Raw genomic sequence first — 18,266 nt, 5'->3', positions numbered from 1 at the left:
GAGCATCAGGAGATAAAAAATGGCCAAGGTACTCTCAGGCATTCGTGTTATTGAGCAGGGTACATTCATCACCGGCCCCAACGCTGGCATGCTGCTAGCCGACTTGGGCGCGGAAGTTATCAAGGTTGAACAACCCGGCAGTGGCGACCCTTTCCGCGCATTTCAGGGCGGTCTCTATAGCCCCCACTTCCAGACTTACAACCGCAACAAGCGCAGCGTAACGCTCAATACCAAACTGGAAGAGGATCTTGAGATCTTTGACCAGATGATTCGCGAGGCCGACGTCTACATCCAAAACTTCCGACCAGGCGCTGCAGAACGTTTGAGTGCAGGGGAAAAGCGACTGCGTGAGATCAATCCTCGATTGATTTACTGCGCAATCAGTGGGTTTGGCCAGGATGGCCCAGCGTCCAAGCGCCCGGCATATGACACCGTCGCCCAAGCAGCTAGCGGTTTCCTGAACCTGCTGATCAACCCGGCGAACCCTCGTGTTGTCGGGCCTGCGATGGCAGACTCGCTGACTGGCTTTTACGCAGCCTATGGAATTCTAGGCGCGCTGCATGAGCGCAACACTACCGGCGTCGGTCGTACCGTAGAGGTCTCGATGCTGGAGTCAATGTGTCACTTCAACCTGGACGCTTTTACGCACTACTTCTCGGCAGATGAAGTCATGGGGCCGTACAGCCGCCCTAGCGTCTCCCAGTCCTACGTTCTGAAATGCGGCGACGACAAATGGATCGCACTGCACATGTCTTCTCCTGAGAAGTTTTGGCAAGGCTTGGCGAATGCCATCGGGCGTCCGGACTTGTTCCAAGATCCTCTCTACTGCAATCGCGAGATGCGCATCAAGAATCAAGAGTTACTGATCGATCTCCTCGGTTCTGCATTCAAGAAGTTTGATCGCTCCGAATGGTGTAATCGCCTTGAGTTGGAAGACGTGCCGCATGCACCGATGTATGACACCAGCGAAGCTTTGGAAGATCCTCAGGCTAAACATCTGCAATTGGAGATTAGTGCACCTCATCCAACTGGCGGGGAATGGCGCACCGTGCGATCTCCCGTCAGCTTCGATGGAGAGCGCTCGCTTGAGGTAACCGCGCCGCCTACTCTGGGCGAATACGATGCGGAGATACGCGATAAATATCGCGCAGCCGATCTCAAAAAGGCATGAAAAATGTGCCGGTAAACGGCGAGCATCCAGCTTGATGTTTACGGTGTGATCGTTTCCAGAATGCATCCATGCCAACCGGACTACGAATGGGCTTTGCTGGCGAGATTGCTTTTGATTGGCTCAAACGGTAACCGAACATGCCTTCAACCCTATACGACAAACTTTGGGACAGCCATGTGGTGTGCCAAGAGGACAGTGGCGAATGCCTGCTCTACATTGATCGCCATCTAATCAATGAGGTTACCAGCCCACAGGCATTTGAAGGACTGCGGGATGCTGGCCGAAAAGCATGGGCCCATGCAAGCATCATTGCGACCGCCGACCACAATACGCCCACCGATCATTGGGAGCGTGGCATTGAAGATCCAATGGCTCGAGAACAAGTCGAAGCACTGGATCGCAATATTCGAGAGAGCGGCTCGCTGGCATATTTCCCATTTCAGGCAGCTGACCAAGGAATCGTGCATGTCGTTGGGCCTGAGCTCGGGGCAACCCAACCAGGTATGACTATCGTTTGCGGAGACTCACACACCTCCACTCATGGCGCCTTCGCTGCGTTGGCCTTTGGAATTGGCACCTCCGATGTAGAGCATGTGCTGGCCACCCAAACGCTTTTGATGCATAAGTCCCGGAATTTCGCCATCAAGGTTGAAGGCGAATTACCTCTTGGCGTTTATGCAAAAGATTTGGCATTAGCGATCATTGCTGAGATAGGAACCGCAGGGGCGACAGGCTATGCCATAGAGTTTATGGGAAGCACGATTTCCCAGCTCTCAATGGAGGCGCGGATGACGCTCTGCAACATGGCAATCGAAGCAGGCGCCCGAACAGGTCTCATTGCTGTCGACGATGTGACCATTGAGTACTTGAAGGGTCGGCGCTTTGCTCCAGATGAATCGAACTGGAACGCTGCCGTTGATTACTGGTGGAGCATCCATTCTGACGACCTGGCCACTTTTGATCGCACGGTAACCATCGATGCTAGTCGTGTGAAGCCTATGGTCACTTGGGGAACATCACCAGAGATGGTGGTGAGCATCCTAGGCCACGTGCCCGACCCGAAAACTGAACAGGATGCTATCAAGCGTCAGGGACTGGAACGCGCCTTGCGATACATGGATCTCGTTCCTGGTACCCCGATGCGAGAAATCCAAATCGATAAGGTATTCATTGGCTCGTGCACAAATGCTCGAATCGAAGACCTGCGTATAGTGGCTCAGATCGTAAAAGGCAAAAAAGTCGCCCGCCGTATTCTGCAAGCCTTGGTAGTACCCGGATCAGGATCGGTAAAAAGACAGGCAGAATTGGAAGGATTAGATTCGATTTTTCTTGATGCTGGGTTTGAGTGGCGAGAGCCAGGCTGTTCAATGTGCCTTGGAATGAATGCCGACCGCCTGAACCCAGGGGAGCGATGCGCTTCAACTTCCAACCGCAATTTTGAGGGACGCCAAGGCATGGGTGGCCGAAGTCATTTACTAAGCCCGGCGATGGCCGCTGCTGCCGCGTTGGCCGGTCACCTCAGCGAGGTTTCAGAGGTAATGTCATGAAGCCGTTTGTGAGAGAAACCAGCCAACTGGCACTCCTAGACCGAAACAATGTCGACACAGACGCAATCTTGCCAAAGCAGTTTATGAAGTCCATCAAGCGCACCGGCTTCGGCCAGCACGCTTTTGATGAGTGGCGATATCTAGACGCGGGTGTCTTGGGAATCGATTGCTCGAAACGCCCGCTAAATCAGGAGTTCGAACTTAATCAGCCAAAATTCGTAGGGGCGTCGATTCTGCTAACGCGGGCGAATTTCGGTTGCGGATCATCGCGTGAGCATGCCCCCTGGGCTCTTCTAGAGTACGGGTTCAGGGTCATCATTGCGCAAAGCTTCGCCGAAATCTTTCAAGGAAACTGCTTAAAAAATGGAATTTTGCCTATAACGCTGGACGCAGAGACCATCGACCGATTATTCGAGGAAGTACGTGCACACGACGAGTATAGAATTTGTGTCGACCTAGAGACTGGTACTGTCAAAAAACCTGATGGCACACAGATTTCTTTCTCCATTGAATCGAGCGTGCGGCAAAAGCTTCTCAATGGCTGGGATGATATTGAATTGACGCTCAAGCATGCCAAAAAAATTCGCGAGTTCGAGGCGGTACGCCAGCGCGACCTACCTTGGTTATGAGACTACTGGATGGACATCCCAGTCTTCAATGGCCACTTTTATTACACCATTTATAACCTCACGTCAGTAGCGCGGAAACCCTGAGCACGCGCGTAGGCGTTTCATCTGATCGCGTCGCGGCATTTGGAACAGTGTTAGAGATGGCCGATTGCGCCCAATCTTTGGGTAGGTGAACACCATCCCCTCGGATTGACACTCGAACCAGCTCGCTTCCATGTCACCGAGCAAGGCGACCATAACAACATCGAAATGCTTGGACTTTCCCTCATGCGCTATCGCCTGCTGGGCCGTACCGGCCTGTTCGTTTCAGAGCTCGCCCTGGGTGCCACAGAATTGACATTAGAAAAAGCGCAGATCTCGCTCTCTTGGATGAAACAAGCGCAATGCCCGCTGAGTAGCCAGGCTGGATGGTCGGCTTCAGCAGCCAGGATCGGCTGACTGCGCCTACCAAAAACTAATCGCTGAACGAGCGTGCCGCTCCGAATCCGGCGCGGCCCGTAACTGAACGCTGCGTATGAATTTAATCATCCGTGCATTAGGCGTGCATACCGTAAGGTCACGTTTGCGTGCTCACGCATTATGGCCTCTGCTCTGCTCCCCTGCCCTAGTAAGATCGCCTCGACGACATCATGGTGCTGCATGTGCGCGAAATTGAATCGTCGATACTCTTGCCGCAAATTGTCACGATCCACAGCCAGCGCGCTTACTGAAGAAAATGGTATGTGAGAGTTCCGTGCTAGAGCCATTGCAACTGCCGAGTTCACACTTGCCTCGACGATGGTTTGATGAAAGCGCTTATTGATGTCGTGATATTCGGCCAGATCCTCTTCCGTCACGTAGCCCTTCTCGAACAGTCGATCACCCTGATCGAGACACTGCAACAAGACTATCTTGGCCTCTGTGGTAACGCCTCGTTCTGCGGCCTGCCGGGCAGCCAGCCCCTCCAGTACGCCGCGAACCTCCACTGCTCCAGCTAAATCATCCAATGACGTTGGTCTCACGGTAAAACCACGGCCTCCTTGACGAACGAGCAAGCCCTCTTGCTCCAGTACTCGAAATGCCATTCGAATAGGCATCCGTGAGACTCCGAGCAGCTCCGCGGTGGGAATCTCTGACACCCTTTTCCCGGCAACCAACTCGCCGTCCATGATCATCTTTCTAAGCAAGCTCAACACACGCTGCCCAGGCCCGCTCATATACCACCCGCTGGATCCAATGAAGATAAATTAGACGTTACACAACCGGAACCTTAACCCCACCTATCTTTGGATGTGCAACCACAGAGTCCGACAAATCTTCGATTTATGGCCGATTCGAAGGCCATCTCGCTATCGAAAGATAGTATTAACGCGCGCAGCAAACACTCCACCATTGGATCCAGTGAGAACAACAACAGGAGCCCGATGATGTTTCCTAAAAATGCGTGGTATGTAGCCTGCACCCCGGACGAGATTGCAACGAAGCCGCTTGGCAGACGTGTATGTAACGAAAAGATCGTGTTCTATCGAGGCCCCGAAGGCCGAGTCGCGGCTCTTGAAGATTTTTGCCCACATCGCGGTGCTCCCCTTTCTCTTGGATCAGTCGAAGATGGCAAGCTTGTGTGTGGTTATCACGGACTGGTGATGGGCTGTGACGGCAAAACAGTTTCAATGCCGAATCAGCGAGTTCAGGGCTTCCCATGCATCAAGAGTTTTCCAGTGGAAGAGCGCTATGGATTCATCTGGGTTTGGCCAGGCGAACCAGAAAAAGCTGACCCCGCTCTCATTCACCATCTTGAATGGGCTGAGAACCCTGACTGGGCATATGGTGGTGGTCTTTACCATATCGCGTGTGACTACCGACTCATGATCGACAACCTCATGGATTTGACCCATGAGACGTATGTCCATGCCTCTAGCATCGGTCAGAAAGAAATCGACGAGGCGCCTGTAAATACACGCGTTGAAGGTGAAGAGGTAGTTACCAGCCGCTTCTTAGAAAACGTGATGGCTCCTCCTTTTTGGAAGTCTGCACTACGTGGCAATGGCCTGGCGGACGACGCCCCCGTTGATCGATGGCAGATTTGCAGATTCTCGCCGCCCAGCCATGTCCTAATCGAAGTAGGAGTCGCGCATGCCGGCAAGGGTGGATACGACGCTGATGCAGCACACAAAGCGGGCAGCATCGTCGTCGACTTCATCACACCTGAGACAGACACTTCCATCTGGTACTTCTGGGGGATGGCGCGAAACTTTAAACCTCAGGACGATGAGCTCACCGAAACCATCCGTATCGGGCAAGGGAAAATCTTTTCTGAAGACCTGGACATGCTAGAGCAGCAACAGCGCAACATTATTGCCTACCCTGAGCGCGCTCTGCTCAAACTGAACATCGACGCCGGAGGTGTTCAATCTCGACGGATTCTGGATCGAATTATTGCGGCTGAAAAAGAATCCTCGCAGCGAGAACTCATCGTAGGTGGCGCATCATGATGCAAGTCGTGATTTCGGCAATTCGGCTTGTGGCTGACGATATCATCAGCGTTGAGTTAGTCCGTACTGATGGGCAACTGATGCCAATTTTCGATGCGGATCGCATATCGACATCCACTTGCCTGGAGGGATCATTCGTCAATATTCCATTTGGAACCATCCTGACGAAACCCACCGCTACTGCATTGGCATCCTGAAAGATCCAGCCTCCCGTGGTGGTTTTAGCGCGGTGCATGAGCAACTGCGTGTAGGGCAGATCGTCCAGATTAGCGAACCTCGCAATCTCTTCCCTCTCGATCTGAGCGCAAAACGCAGCGTGCTTTTTGCTGGAGGAATCGGAATTAGGCCGATACTAAGCATGGCTCAACGCCTGGCTCAGAATAATCTGGACTTCGAGCTGCATTACTGTGCCCGGGCTGCGGAAAAAGCAGCGTTCGTAAGAAAGCTAAAAACACTTCCTTTTGCAGATCGGGTGCACTTCCACTTTGACTCCGGCGCAGCCGATCAAAAACTGAATGCCCCAGCGCTTTTCACCCAGGAGTCCAAGGACAGCCATATCTATGTGTGTGGCCCTACAGGTTTCATGGACTTCGTTCTGGGTACTGCAAGAGAGAATGGGTGGCTCGAATCACACCTGCACAAGGAATACTTCGCCGCAGCTCCGACATCGAAAAGCGATGACGGTAGCTTCGAAGTGAAAATCCAAAGCACTGGCCAAGTGCTCCAAGTGCCCGCGGATCAAACCGTAATCCAGATTTTGGATGGAGGTGGCATCTGCGTGCCGTTCTCTTGTGAACAGGGTATCTGTGGAACCTGCGTCACGAAGATCTTGGATGGCGAGCCGGATCACCGGGACTATTACCTTAGCCCGGAAGAGAGAGCAAAGAACGATCAGTTCACGCCATGTTGCTCTAGAGCAAAATCTGCCTGCCTTGTCTTGGATCTTTAACCGAAAATAAGCAGTGAAGGCTGCCCTGCGTTTCAAACAAGCCCCGCTCTTGAGTGGGGCTTGGTTTTTTCAATCGCGCGCAAACTTGAATGCCTGGCCAAATGATGCCTCACGACTACCAGCATTCTTTATACGATTGAGATCAACAAAAGGCAGCGCTTCTATCCATCGATTGGTGAAGCTTTATCACCAGCGCAGTATTAGCTTTGACACCAGAGCTTTTTGAAGCCGTTCAAAGGACTTCCACCTTCACGTCACCAGCAATGTCACCACAGCCAGATTGGTTGCGCTAGCGCGTGACGCGTCATGCCTGGCGCATAAAAAAAAGAGGCAGTCGAAAGACTGCCTCAAAATGGCCCTTACGGGCCTGCGCAACGAAGCACTAAAAACTACACCGCGACTTGCCTGAGAGAAGACGATTCGATCTGGCGCTTCGCAGCGATGAGTGTGTTCACAAGCAAACAGGCGATCGTCATCGGCCCTACTCCACCAGGCACAGGAGTGATGGCACCCGCGTTTTTGCATGCACCATCGAAATCCACATCGCCGACCAATCGAGTACGGCCATCTTCAAGATTGATTCTAGAGATTCCGACATCAATGACCGTGGCACCCGGTTTTATCCATCCACCCGAGATCATCTGCGGAATCCCTGTTGCCACCACCAAGATATCCGCCTCCCGGCACCGCTCTCGGAGATCTATGGTCTTGCTGTGAGCGATTGTCACGGTGCAGCGTTCTTTCAAAAGCAGTCGGGCCATAGGCTTGCCCACGATGTTGGAGGCTCCTACGACCAATGCGCTCAATCCCACAAGCTCGGGGCGAACATCTTTGATTAGCAGCATCACGCCCGCTGGCGTGCAAGGCACAAGTGACTCCAAGCCAGCAGCCAGACGACCTGTGTTGGTAACGGTGAAACCGTCAACGTCCTTATTCGGATCGATGCGTTCGATTACTCGATTCACATCAATTCCTTTAGGCAAAGGTAATTGCACGAGGATCCCATGCACAGACTCGTCGGCATTGAGGCTATCGATGCGACTCAGCAACTCCTCTTCGGCTACATCGGCAGGCAGTCGAAATTCGAAGGAGTGCATACCGGCAGCCTCAGTCGCTATTACCTTGTTCCGAACGTACACGTCACTTGCCGGATCGCTACCAACGAGAACTACTGCCAGACCAGGCGCGTAACCGTATTGATCTGCGAAATCACGTACTTCGACTGCGACCTGTTCACGCAATCGCAATGCCGTAGCCTTTCCATCAATCAATTGAGCTGACATTTTCATTCCGCCAGTTGTCGCTAAAACCGCTCAAGTACGGCGGTTATCAGTCTTGTAAGGAGCCCGCGCAATGGTGGCGCGGATCGGAAGCTGTGGCTCTCCCGGGTTCCCCCAAACAACTGTCACCTCAGTTCCAATCTCTGCCGATGCGACATCAATGACGCAGAGAGAAAGCATCTCGCGGAAGAAGTAGCTGTAGCCACGCGAAGTCGATACACCAACTTCACGACCGTCGAGAAGAACCTTATCGGCGTACATGAATCCACGCTGATCTCGCGGCCATTCCATGAATGCGTAGTGCTCACCTTTTTTGAACAATGAGGCGAACACCTGCAGAACGTCATCAGGATTCCAAATCAAGGTTCGAATCACGCGGCGCGGATTTGCGACTTCAGCCTCCAACGCCTCGCGGCCGATGAAGTCATGATCAAACTTAATGTTGCGCCCCCATCCCAGTTCTACTGGACTGCGGTACCAAGCACTTACGTCATCTGCTTCGAAGCTACCAGAGACATTGAACGTCGATGCGAACGCCGGCAGACCGGCCACAAACTCCGCCCGATATTCAGCCATGTCTTCACTGAAGATTGCTGGGAGGTAATCGGTGACGATGGTTGGAAAGCAAGCTTCAAGATGGTTGATGACTGCCGCACGACCACCCAGCTTTCGCATGCCAAATTCCTGGCCTGCTTGCCATACAGCTTCATAAACTTCGGCTGCGTGCTCGGCTGGGCCTTGAAGTTCAACTCCAGGTTCACCCGACATGCCCTGACGCAGCGCATACACGTCGTGCCCCGCAATCTTGACCACTTGAGAATGCATGAATTTGATATCATGCAAAGACACGCCTGTCAGCTTCGCAATTACAGCGGCTGCGTGAGGACCTGCAACCTGAAAGTTGAAACCCTCGACAACTTCTGAAGTAACTCGATAGTTGCCCTTACGCAAGTGGAAATCCATGAGAAAACTACCACGACCGAAAAGCATGTAGTCGTCTTCACCCCACCGACTTAAGATACCCTCGTGAATGACTTTCCCGTCCCGATTGCAGTGGGTTACATGTTTGGATTGCATTATGTCAAACTTGGCAAAGCTATTAATTGAAGTATCGGAGAATAACTTCAGGACATCTGGTCCACGATAGCGCCGTTGCCAAAGGAAAGACCAATCGCCGATATAGCAACTATTTTTCCAAGACATGCTTTCATCCAACCAATCGGTGTATTCCGGCATACCCCAGCGAGAAGTAAAGTAACCCTCAGGGGTTTTTCTAAAATTTTTTGGTAACATCTGGCTTCTCCTTTTATCACGAACTATTATTTAGGGCTTACCCTTCAAAGATGATCGTTTTACGTCCATTAGGAATGACACGATCCTCAAGATAAGCGCGGACAGCCCGAGCCAAAACACGACGTTCGATATCTCTCCCCTTACGTACCAAATCATCCGCAGAGTCACGATGTGAGATACGCTCTACGTCCTGTTCGATGATTGGGCCTTCATCAAGATCCGAGGTGACGAAGTGGGAGGTTGCCCCAATTAACTTCACGCCTCGTTCATGAGCCTGGTGATAGGGCTTAGCACCCTTAAAGCCGGGAAGGAAGCTGTGATGAATATTGATGCAACGTCCCTCCAGCTTGCGTGAAAGGTCATCGGAGAGAATCTGCATGTAACGAGTCAGTACAACGAGGTCTGTTTTGGTCGACTGCACAAGATCCCAGAGCTTTGCCTCTTGGTCGACCTTGGTCTCAGGAGTAACGGGGAGGTAATGAAAAGGTATGCCCTGCAAATCTACGCCGCGATACCGTTCCTGAGGATGGTTCGCCACTACCGCAGAGATTTCCATTGGCAACTCGCCGATCCGGCTCCGATAAAGTAGGTCACGCAAGCAATGGTCAAAGCCGGAAACCAGGAGCATCACGCGCTTGCGCTCAGTCTGAGCACGCAATGACCATTCCATATTGTTGTGATCGGCAATTGCTTCAAAGCCTTCCTTAATTTCAGACAGGGAGACGGAAACCTGAGGATCAAGGGAATCGAAAACCACTCGCATAAAAAAACGATTGGTGTCGATATCATCAAATTGCTGCGCATCAAGAATATTGCAACGCTGTTCAAATAAATAGCTGGAAACAGCAGCAACAATACCCGCCTTATTCGGGCAAGAGAGCAGCATAATATATTTTTCGCCGTTCAAGTTTAATACTCCTAAAGCACTACTGAAACCAATACCTCGGGCACGCAAAAATACATCAGCCTGCTCGCTGAATTGCTAGGTTGTGAACTGCCGGCTACCTGAGTGAGGTCAGCACAAAACATACACGCGATGAAATCGCCTGAGGCAGTCGTAACCAACACAAACTTTAGTTATGGAATATTTGGCCATCCCGTAAAACCCTGGGGCAGACTTGCACATGGGTAGTGAGGATTCAGGCATGCTACACCTGTAGGGCGGTATTCTTTTCGGGTGGGCAACGCACCCACCGATACGATAACGAACAAAGCCACACAAAATACTACAACGAACATTTTTATTATTTTCATCTCGCCGCTCCACAAGGGAAGGATTTCAGCCTTTATTTGATCCTTTCCAAGGTAGGTTTGAACCTATCTTTAGAAAGCTAGCGACCAGCCGCCTCTTCCGCGGCCAACATTGAAACGGTAATAAAAAAGTATCGTAGAAAATAAGGGTGTAATCGCAGCGGCGATCAAACCAAATGCCGAATGAGAACCACGAAGAGCGTCGTTGAAAAAATTCGAGGCTGGCAGTTCGCCCCCGAAATGGGGGCGAAATCAATGTATCCTCTATCACTAAAAATGGCTAGGCGATGGTAAGCCCACCGTCTACTGCAAGTATATGACCAGTGACAAACGACGCTCCATCGGAAGCTAGCCAAGCGATAGCAGTAGCGACTTCTGATGGATCGGCAATCCGTCCCATTGGCACTATGTTGGCGATGTCATCAAGAGCAATTTGTCCGCCTACCATCCTTTCCAACAACCCTGTGCGTACTGGGCCAGGAGCAACCGCATTAATGCGGATACCGCTCCTACCCTGCTCCACCGCCGCTGCCTTGGTTAACCCTGCGATGGCATGTTTGCTGGCGCTGTACATCGCTACGTTGGAAATAGCACGAAGGCTCGCACTGGAGCCTGTATTTACAATGACGCCGCCGCCTTGAACATGCATTTGCAAAATCTGGTACTTCATGCCATGCCAGATTCCCTTTAGATTGATGTCCAATATGCGCTGACAATCCTCCGCAGAGAGTGTTTCCACGGGGCCAAACGGCCCCTCGATACCAGCATTGTTGATGGCGATATCGATGCGTCCCCAACGCTCAACCGTTGCTCTAATGAGTGTCTCGATCGCAGCCTCATCCCGTACATCAACTGCTAGGAAAGAAACGTCTCCGGTGAGGTTCGATACAACTTCATGGCCTTGTACTTCATCGGGGCCCGCCAACATCACTCGAGCACCAGCGTTTGCAAAAAGGTCTGCCGTGGCTAATCCAATACCGGAGGTACCACCGATTACCAATACCGTCATGCCAGAGAAGTCGAACTTTATATTGCTCATGCTTGCTCCTTAAGCATATAACGATGTTGTTTTTCTACCTCCTGCTTGCTTGCAGATTGAGAAGCCTCAACTTTGTTTTTTGTACCCGGCAGAAGAAACGCCGCCAGGCTAGGCAGCAAGATCAAGGCTCCAAACATATTGACCAAGAACATAAATGCCAGCAGCAAGCCCATATCTGCCTGGAACTTGATCGGTGAAAACATCCAGGTAGCAACACCGGCAGCCAACGTCAGGCCAGTAAGCATCACCACCCGCCCAACAAACAGAAGCGATCTGGCATAGGCCTCAGAGAGATCGGCACCAGCACGCTGGCAAGCTAACGTAACGCTGAGGATGTAGAGTGCGTAGTCGATGCCAATACCAACACCCAGAGCTGTCACTGGCAACGTTGCCACCTTGAGGCCGATACCCAGAATGACCATCAATGCCTCAGCCAAAATACTGGTTAGCAACAGAGGAAGTACGGCAACGAGCACGGCACGCCAAGAGCGGAATGCGAGCAGGCTTAACAAGACCACTGCCGCATACACACCAAACAACATTAGGTAGTTGTTGTGCTTCACTACCTGATTTGTGGCGGCTTCGATGCCGGCAGTACCTGCAGCCAAGAGAAACTTCACATCGTCGGTGTTGTGCTCCTGAGCAAAGCTCTCAATCTCTGAAACAACCCCCTGCAAAGTGGCAGCTCTGTGGTCAGCCAGGTAGACGTATAACGAGAGCAGATTGCAGTCTTCGTTAAACAATCCCCTTGGTGCTTGAGTCACAATGGAGTTGAGCACGCGCTGGTTAGGTACAATCTCAGCCCATTTAAAGCTTCCCTCGTTGAAGGCAGAACCCAACTGCTTCGCCAAGTCAGCAAAGGAATTGCTGAGTACCACACCTGGCTGCTGCTCCAACCGTTGCTGAAGCGTACGCATCTTCACCAAGGTCGCATAGTCAGCGCATTTGTCTGTTGGTGTGGTAATCATGACCGCCAATAGGTCGCTACTGGTTGCGTAGTGCTTGGTCAGATAGTCATTGTCACGGTTGTAAGTAGAGTCAGCACGAAGCTCCGGCGCTCCAGCATCTAAGTCACCGATTTGAAGGTGAGTGGAAATGGCTGCTCCACCAATCGCCAGTGCAATTGCAACCGCTATTGCACACGCCGCCCAACGACGTTGAGTGAAAAGATCAAGGAACCGCCAGAAACCGTTTGGCGAACCCAACGCTGCCTGTTCCTGAGCCAACGCTCGGGCAGCTGCCAGTTTATTCACGCCGGTGTAAGTCAGCAGAATTGGAAGCAAAATCAGATTGGTAAAAATGAGGATTGCTACACCGATACTCGCAGTGATCGCCAACTGGCGAATTGCCTCGATATTTACCAGCATCAGAACTGCAAAACCGACCGCATCGCAAACGAGCGCAGTAAAACCAGCCATAAACAAACGGCGAAAGGTGTTTCGGGCTGCATCCACGCGATGCATACCACGACCAATATCCTGCATTACACCATTCATCTTCTGCGCACCGTGACTCATCCCGATGGCAAAGATGAGGAACGGCACCAAGATCGAATAAGGATCGAGGCGAAAGCCAATCATAGGCAGAAACCCGAGCTGCCATACCACTGCGATCAATGAGCAGGCCACCACGATAGCGGTACTACGCAGGCAACGTGTAAACCAAAAAACCATTGCCGTAGCGATGACTACCGCGATCCCAAAGAAGAATAGGATCTGGAGCAGGCCGTCAATCAGGTCACCCATGACCTTGGCAAAGCCAACGATGTGAATACTAATCCCGTCTTTCTGATACTTGGCTCGGATAGTCTCGAGACGATGCGAAAGCAAGCCGTAATCGAGTGCTTGCTCAACTTGGGCATCGTAATCCAGCAATGGAACGATAATCGCACTAGAGCGGAAGTCCGAAGCTACAAGGCGCCCGACAATTCCAGATCGCATGATGTTGATCTGAAGCTCTTCCACACTTGCCTTTGACCCATCAAAAGAGTCAGGCATGACTGGGCCGCCGTCGATCCCTTCTTCAGTTACAGCCATCCACCGAACGCCGCGCGTCCAAAGTGATTGGACAAAGGAGCGCTCAACGCCCGGAAGAAGTATCAATTCATCGTTGACCTTCTGCAGCGTGCCCAAGTATTTCGGGTCAAGAACATTGCCACTGTCGGTGGCAACAATGACTCTCAGGCTGTTACCTAATCCTTTGAGATCATCCTCATGCGTAAGATAGTTTTGGATATATGGGTGATCATTTGGGATTACGGCTTTGAAACTTGCGTTCAACTCCAAATGTCGCGTTTGGAAAGCCAGGAACAATGTCACGAGCAGGCACAGAAGCACGATCAGGCCACGATTGCTAAATAACACTCGCTCCAAAACTGTCCCAGCTGCAGGATCAAAAGGCTCGTTTGAGTTTTGAATTTCGACTTTCATTGTGCGGACTCCCCTGCCGACAGACTTAGGGTCTGCACCCCACTTGGGCCAACTAACAATAATTGATCGTCGCTGATCTGAATCGCTTCCGCGGCTGGCGCAAGCTGTCTATCGAGAGCATGGAAATTATCGGAATGCTGACTCCCCATTACGATCTGACCATTTTCAGCAAGGAGAATAATGCGCCCATCTTTCAGAGCCAAACCGCCCTGAATAGATGCGGAAGTCCCGGTTTCTATCTGCTGCCAACTTTCACCTTGATCAAGTGAGCGAACTGCATTACCCCGCAAACCAAACGCCACCGAGACGCCGTCACTCATAATGACACCAAAGAAAGTGCCGGAATATGGCTGATCCATAGATTGATAAATGCCGCTATCGAGCCTGCGAATAAGTAGGCCTTGCTCGCCTACGACAAGGTCATGCCCTCCGAGCGAAGCGCTACCATAGTAGTGAAGCGATCCTGGGTTGAAATTCTTCGTCTGCAATGGCAACCAGGTTTTTCCGCCATCAAGACTACGCAACGCCATGCCAAACGCACCAAAAATGGTAATCCGTTGGGCATCTTCTACTCGCATAGTTAAAAAAGGTTTATCTGGGCCGTCCTGTAGCAAGAAATCAGCTTGATGAAGGGCTTTTGTAGCATCCTCATCTTGATCGCCTTTTTGGGATATTTCGCGTTGCGCTTGCTCCACAAACAGTTGGGCAACCTTCACGCCATCGAGTTGGACATCCCAATTGTCGCCACCGTCTGCAGTATGTAAAACCACACCTAGATGGCCGATCGCCCAACCTTCCTTGGCAGTAGCAAAACGTACTTGGGTCAGCAGAACGTTCACAGGGACTTCAGCTTGGCGCCAGGTCTTACCACTATCATCGGAAAGAATCACTCGCCCACTTTCACCAACAGCGACAAGACGATCACCCGCTCTGACAACGCTGAGCAGATAACCCTTTTCCGGATGATTGGCTGCGACACTTGGCTCATTCAGCACTTCAGGCAACGAGAGCACATCTGCATGGGCGAAACACCCCATACAGCTCAGCAAGATTGCTGTCGCGATTTGTCCTACTTTTTTCTTAGACATACAATTCACCGATGAAAAAGCAACCGCAAAGCAGCAGCGCGGAGCGCTGCTGCCCTCTCTCTAATCCTCTTAACGAAGGGCGTCCTGAGTTAATGCTTCAGCGGTGAAGTAAGAGCGTGGGCGTGGCTCAACTGGAGTGTAGTTTTTGACATAACCAGCAATCGTGTACGCGCGTTGTTGGAAGTCAATACTCTGATATGGAAGAGTCAGTACACCTGGTAGATCATAGCTCACAGCGGTGTAGCCAAGACCGCCACGCCACAGCTTGCCCTGAGCATCGAAAAGGTCGGACGCGACGATGGACCAGCTGTCCTCATCCATGTAGAGCTTGCGGGTAGGTGCAGCGTTACGCTTGCCAGCCTTGAGAGTGCCTTGCACCTCCCAAACCCGATGCAATTCCCAGCGAACTACAGATGGATCAATAAATACTCCGCCCAACGTTTTCTCTGGATCGGAGGCAAGTAATGCGTTCGTGTTGTATGGAATGTACATTTCGCGCTTCGTCACCAGCTTCCAGTCGTACTGCTCTGGTGACCCGAAGAAGCCATACGCCTCATCAAACTGAGCGAGACCCGAAACATAGAAGTTTGGCGTATCGAACTGCACGTTTGGAAGTTTGCGAACGCGCCGCTGTCCAGGCATGTACTGCCAAGAGCCGGGTTGACGATCTACGTAGTCATTCGGAAACAGGCCAACCAAAGCTTCGCCAGCACTACGTCCTGGAGCAGTGGTTTTTGCGCGATGCCACCACCACCAACCATCAAAATCTTTTTCACCGCCAGGCAGCGAGTAGCGGAAAAGTTCGTTGATATCGATCACGGATGTCAGGGCGCGACGACCACTGCCATCGACCATGTAGAGCCGATAGAGGGTGTCAATTGCAGTTCCCTTCCAAGAGAGCAGGTGATTCCACAGCACTTCACTACCAGTCTTCGGAATCGGAAACGGAGTACCGCCGTAAGCGTTTTCGAAGGCCAAGCCATCTTTAGTAGAAGAGGCGCTCACAGCGTTTTTCGCCGCATAGTCGTAGAACCACTGTGGAGCTGAAGCTGTACGGTGAGTGTCGTAGACATCTAGCCGGTAGTCCGGGTAGTTCTTAAGCATGTAATACACGCTGTCCGATAGCTTTGACTTGTACTGATCGGCGTTAGCAGCGGTGATCTGAAACTTCGATTTTTCATCCGGGAACGGCAGAGGGGAAAACGAACCCGGCTGGTGCCCAACTGGCTTTTGCTGGTAGCCACCAGTCCATTTTGGGATGGTACCATCGGCATTTCCTGACATCTCGGCGCCAACAGGTGTCAACGTGGTACCTAGTTGCTTCGCTTCCTCGGGGCTAACAGCAGCGTAAGCACCGCTTGCCATACAAAGCGGGAATAGCAGCAGCAAAGCCATCTTATTCTTGTTCATGCGTATGGTTCTCTTGTTGTTATAGCAAAAGCTGGTACCGGTGCCGTTTCGCGAATCGCAATCACTATGGATGCGAAGTTCGAAACTTGACTGACCTTTCCATTCCAAGCCGCGAGATCCGCGGGCGCTATCAGGTAATGCACCCGAGGCATCGACCAAGAAGCATCAGGCCGTCTACCGTCGTCGGCCTTACAGATAGACCGATGACTAAACCTATTTCCGTCGCCGCGTGCGCACACCTATCGAAAGATAGCGACACTATCTCTGCGCACCAGGATCCCGATTGCTATCTTTCGGTAGGAGTCGATGACTCCTGAATCATCGCAAAGTAATTGCTGAGAATGAGGGCTTTTCATTATCGAAACGTACGGAAAAAAGGCGCCGATCTAGGGTCTCTCCGATGAGCGACAAGATTGTTGGCCTCGCCACCGACGCAATCGAACAGAGAGCTAGGCTGATGGCTGGTCGACACCCGGCTTTATAGTCAAGAGACCATGGAAATGCCCAGTAGCTTCACTAACGACTCGAAAGAAAGCTATCGAGCATGCAGTGTATTGCCGCAATAATACCCATTACCAAGCGACGACCCAGTTAGACGCATGATTATTGCAACAAATCGACATGGATATCATCCAGCGTCACTCTGTGTCTGGACGACAAAGATCTGCTATCAGCGGCCTTTGCTCATCAGATATGACTTCAAATAGGCTGAGGAAAATCTCACGTCGAACGTATGGGTGCGGACGTATCCAAGCTAACCGCCGATTAACTTCATATTTTCCGAACACCGTCGGGTTTAGGGCACCGCAAGGTGCACTTTTTTGGGCTTTAGGTCGTCAACTCTGGAATCGGTTTACCCACTGACGCAATTCAACGCTGAGGTTCTTAACCTCCTCACTGTAGTGCCCGCTTTCACGAGCACTCACAACACCAGCTTCCGCTTCATTACGAACCCTCATCACACTTCGACTGACCTGCTCCGCGACATTGCTCTGCTGGACTGCCGCAGTCGCAATCTGATCGCTCATTTCACCAATCAGCGATGCTGACTCGGTAATTGCTTGAAGTGCCGAATCCGCAAGACTCGCTTGATCGACAGCCTGACGTGCTTGGTCCAGGCAGCTTTCACTGTGGGCTAGTGCTTGCCGAATGAGGGCTTGTAGTGAATCGATGGTTGTGGAAATCTCCATCGTCGCGCCTTGGCTTCGCTTCGCCAATGCACGAACTTCATCCGCCACTACTGCGAAACCCCTCCCCTGCTCACCAGCCCGAGCGGCCTCGATCGCGGCATTGAGCGCTAACAAGTTGGTTTGCTCGGCAACGGATCGGATGACCTCAAGAATACTTCCGATACGATCGCTCTCGTGGGTGAGGTCAACCATGCTTGCTCTGGTTGATGTCACGCCCTCCGCGAGATGATTGATACGCTTTACAGCGTCAGCCACAAGCTTCGCGCCTGATTTAGCCTGCCCCTCCGCCTGACGCGCAGCCTGTGATGCACGTTGAGTGTGCCCAGCAACCTCGTGAACACTGGCAGCCATCTGAACCATGGCTGAAGCACTTTGTTCAGCCTCATCAGTTTGCCGCTGCGCAGTAACACCTGCCTTTGTACTCACACCATAGAAATCTGCAGCCACCTCACCCAGCTGCTCAACCACTTTACCAACCCGCTCTACCATTCCACGCAATCCTTGGGTCATGATCTGCAT

At 51.8% G+C, this 18,266-nt stretch carries 14 protein-coding genes and 1 pseudogene; 6 read left to right on the top strand and 9 right to left on the bottom strand.

The features are described 5' to 3' along the window. Positions 1–19: 19 nt before the first annotated feature. The 4 genes from PSH86_RS11785 (at position 20) to PSH86_RS11770 (ending at position 3,785) form a co-directional block, all read left to right on the top strand. Positions 20–1,171 carry a CaiB/BaiF CoA-transferase family protein gene (locus PSH86_RS11785; protein WP_305489907.1) on the top strand — a complete coding sequence of 384 codons (1,152 nt, stop codon included), beginning with the start codon at positions 20–22 and terminating at the stop codon, positions 1,169–1,171. A gap of 137 nt (positions 1,172–1,308) precedes the next feature. Continuing rightward, the gene (leuC, locus tag PSH86_RS11780; protein WP_305489905.1) at positions 1,309–2,718 is read left to right on the top strand and encodes a 3-isopropylmalate dehydratase large subunit; all 1,410 of its coding nucleotides are present in this window, start codon (positions 1,309–1,311) and stop codon (positions 2,716–2,718) included. Continuing rightward, on the top strand, positions 2,715–3,347 hold the full coding sequence (gene leuD / locus PSH86_RS11775; protein WP_305489903.1) for a 3-isopropylmalate dehydratase small subunit: 633 nt from the start codon (positions 2,715–2,717) through the stop codon (positions 3,345–3,347). Before leuC ends, leuD begins: the two co-directional genes overlap by 4 nt. A 267-nt stretch (positions 3,348–3,614) precedes the next feature. Beyond that, positions 3,615–3,785, top strand: coding sequence for a hypothetical protein (locus tag PSH86_RS11770; protein ID WP_305489901.1), 171 nt, complete (start codon positions 3,615–3,617; stop codon positions 3,783–3,785). A gap of 86 nt (positions 3,786–3,871) precedes the next feature. Here the strand turns inward: PSH86_RS11770 and PSH86_RS11765 are convergent, their stop codons facing one another. Beyond that, the gene (locus PSH86_RS11765; RefSeq protein ID WP_305489899.1) at positions 3,872–4,543 is read right to left on the bottom strand and encodes a GntR family transcriptional regulator; all 672 of its coding nucleotides are present in this window, start codon (positions 4,541–4,543) and stop codon (positions 3,872–3,874) included. Positions 4,544–4,753: 210 nt separating this feature from the next. On the opposite strand from PSH86_RS11765, the gene PSH86_RS11760 reads away from it, so the two are divergent. Together PSH86_RS11760 and PSH86_RS11755 are read left to right on the top strand one after the other, a co-directional pair. Continuing rightward, the gene (locus PSH86_RS11760) at positions 4,754–5,818 is read left to right on the top strand and encodes an aromatic ring-hydroxylating dioxygenase subunit alpha (RefSeq protein WP_305489897.1); all 1,065 of its coding nucleotides are present in this window, start codon (positions 4,754–4,756) and stop codon (positions 5,816–5,818) included. Further along, a pseudogene (locus PSH86_RS11755) lies at positions 5,815–6,767 on the top strand (2Fe-2S iron-sulfur cluster-binding protein). Before PSH86_RS11760 ends, PSH86_RS11755 begins: the two are co-directional and overlap by 4 nt. 389 nt (positions 6,768–7,156) lie before the next feature. On the opposite strand, the gene folD reads toward PSH86_RS11755, so the two are convergent. The 8 genes from folD to PSH86_RS30565 form a co-directional block, all read right to left on the bottom strand. Then, positions 7,157–8,050, bottom strand: coding sequence for a bifunctional methylenetetrahydrofolate dehydrogenase/methenyltetrahydrofolate cyclohydrolase FolD (folD, locus tag PSH86_RS11750; protein WP_305489895.1), 894 nt, complete (start codon positions 8,048–8,050; stop codon positions 7,157–7,159). Between the two features lie 30 nt (positions 8,051–8,080). After that, on the bottom strand, positions 8,081–9,340 hold the full coding sequence (locus PSH86_RS11745) for an aminomethyl transferase family protein (RefSeq protein WP_305489893.1): 1,260 nt from the start codon (positions 9,338–9,340) through the stop codon (positions 8,081–8,083). 37 nt (positions 9,341–9,377) lie between these two features. Then, entirely contained in the window at positions 9,378–10,247 is an 870-nt protein-coding gene (purU, locus tag PSH86_RS11740; protein WP_305489891.1) for a formyltetrahydrofolate deformylase, read from the bottom strand. Positions 10,248–10,871: 624 nt separating this feature from the next. Further along, complete coding sequence (locus PSH86_RS11735; protein ID WP_305489889.1) at positions 10,872–11,630, bottom strand: SDR family NAD(P)-dependent oxidoreductase; 759 nt, start codon at positions 11,628–11,630, stop codon at positions 10,872–10,874. Beyond that, on the bottom strand, positions 11,627–14,059 hold the full coding sequence (locus PSH86_RS11730; RefSeq protein WP_305489887.1) for an RND family transporter: 2,433 nt from the start codon (positions 14,057–14,059) through the stop codon (positions 11,627–11,629). Before PSH86_RS11730 ends, PSH86_RS11735 begins: the two co-directional genes overlap by 4 nt. Then, positions 14,056–15,147 (bottom strand): YCF48-related protein, encoded by a 1,092-nt coding sequence (locus PSH86_RS11725; RefSeq protein ID WP_305489885.1) that lies wholly within the window; start codon positions 15,145–15,147, stop codon positions 14,056–14,058. The genes PSH86_RS11730 and PSH86_RS11725 overlap by 4 nt, the downstream gene beginning before the upstream one ends. A 69-nt stretch (positions 15,148–15,216) precedes the next feature. Continuing rightward, the gene (locus tag PSH86_RS11720; RefSeq protein ID WP_305489883.1) at positions 15,217–16,557 is read right to left on the bottom strand and encodes a DUF1329 domain-containing protein; all 1,341 of its coding nucleotides are present in this window, start codon (positions 16,555–16,557) and stop codon (positions 15,217–15,219) included. A gap of 836 nt (positions 16,558–17,393) precedes the next feature. After that, entirely contained in the window at positions 17,394–18,098 is a 705-nt protein-coding gene (locus PSH86_RS30565) for a methyl-accepting chemotaxis protein (RefSeq protein WP_370873803.1), read from the bottom strand. Positions 18,099–18,266: the final 168 nt, after the last annotated feature.

Origin of the sequence: Pseudomonas sp. FP2300 (assembly GCF_030687595.1) — a bacterium.
Taxonomy (GTDB): domain Bacteria; phylum Pseudomonadota; class Gammaproteobacteria; order Pseudomonadales; family Pseudomonadaceae; genus Aquipseudomonas; species Aquipseudomonas bijieensis.
Note: the sequence above shows the minus strand (reverse complement) of the source record. Positions and strands in the feature narration are given on the sequence as shown.

Bases quoted from the DNA above. Each gene is read 5' to 3' on its own strand.
- PSH86_RS11785 (WP_305489907.1), top strand. From the start codon at position 20: ATGGCCAAGGTACTCTCAGGCATTCGTGTTATTGAGCAGGGTACATTC.
- leuC (WP_305489905.1), top strand. From the start codon at position 1,309: ATGCCTTCAACCCTATACGACAAACTTTGGGACAGCCATGTGGTGTGC.
- leuD (WP_305489903.1), top strand. From the start codon at position 2,715: ATGAAGCCGTTTGTGAGAGAAACCAGCCAACTGGCACTCCTAGACCGA.
- PSH86_RS11770 (WP_305489901.1), top strand. From the start codon at position 3,615: ATGCGCTATCGCCTGCTGGGCCGTACCGGCCTGTTCGTTTCAGAGCTC.
- PSH86_RS11765 (WP_305489899.1), bottom strand. From the start codon at position 4,543: ATGAGCGGGCCTGGGCAGCGTGTGTTGAGCTTGCTTAGAAAGATGATC.
- PSH86_RS11760 (WP_305489897.1), top strand. From the start codon at position 4,754: ATGTTTCCTAAAAATGCGTGGTATGTAGCCTGCACCCCGGACGAGATT.
- folD (WP_305489895.1), bottom strand. From the start codon at position 8,050: ATGTCAGCTCAATTGATTGATGGAAAGGCTACGGCATTGCGATTGCGT.
- PSH86_RS11745 (WP_305489893.1), bottom strand. From the start codon at position 9,340: ATGTTACCAAAAAATTTTAGAAAAACCCCTGAGGGTTACTTTACTTCT.
- PSH86_RS11735 (WP_305489889.1), bottom strand. From the start codon at position 11,630: ATGAGCAATATAAAGTTCGACTTCTCTGGCATGACGGTATTGGTAATC.
- PSH86_RS11730 (WP_305489887.1), bottom strand. From the start codon at position 14,059: ATGAAAGTCGAAATTCAAAACTCAAACGAGCCTTTTGATCCTGCAGCT.
- PSH86_RS11725 (WP_305489885.1), bottom strand. From the start codon at position 15,147: ATGTCTAAGAAAAAAGTAGGACAAATCGCGACAGCAATCTTGCTGAGC.
- PSH86_RS11720 (WP_305489883.1), bottom strand. From the start codon at position 16,557: ATGAACAAGAATAAGATGGCTTTGCTGCTGCTATTCCCGCTTTGTATG.
- PSH86_RS30565 (WP_370873803.1), bottom strand. From the start codon at position 18,098: ATGGCTGCCAGTGTTCACGAGGTTGCTGGGCACACTCAACGTGCATCA.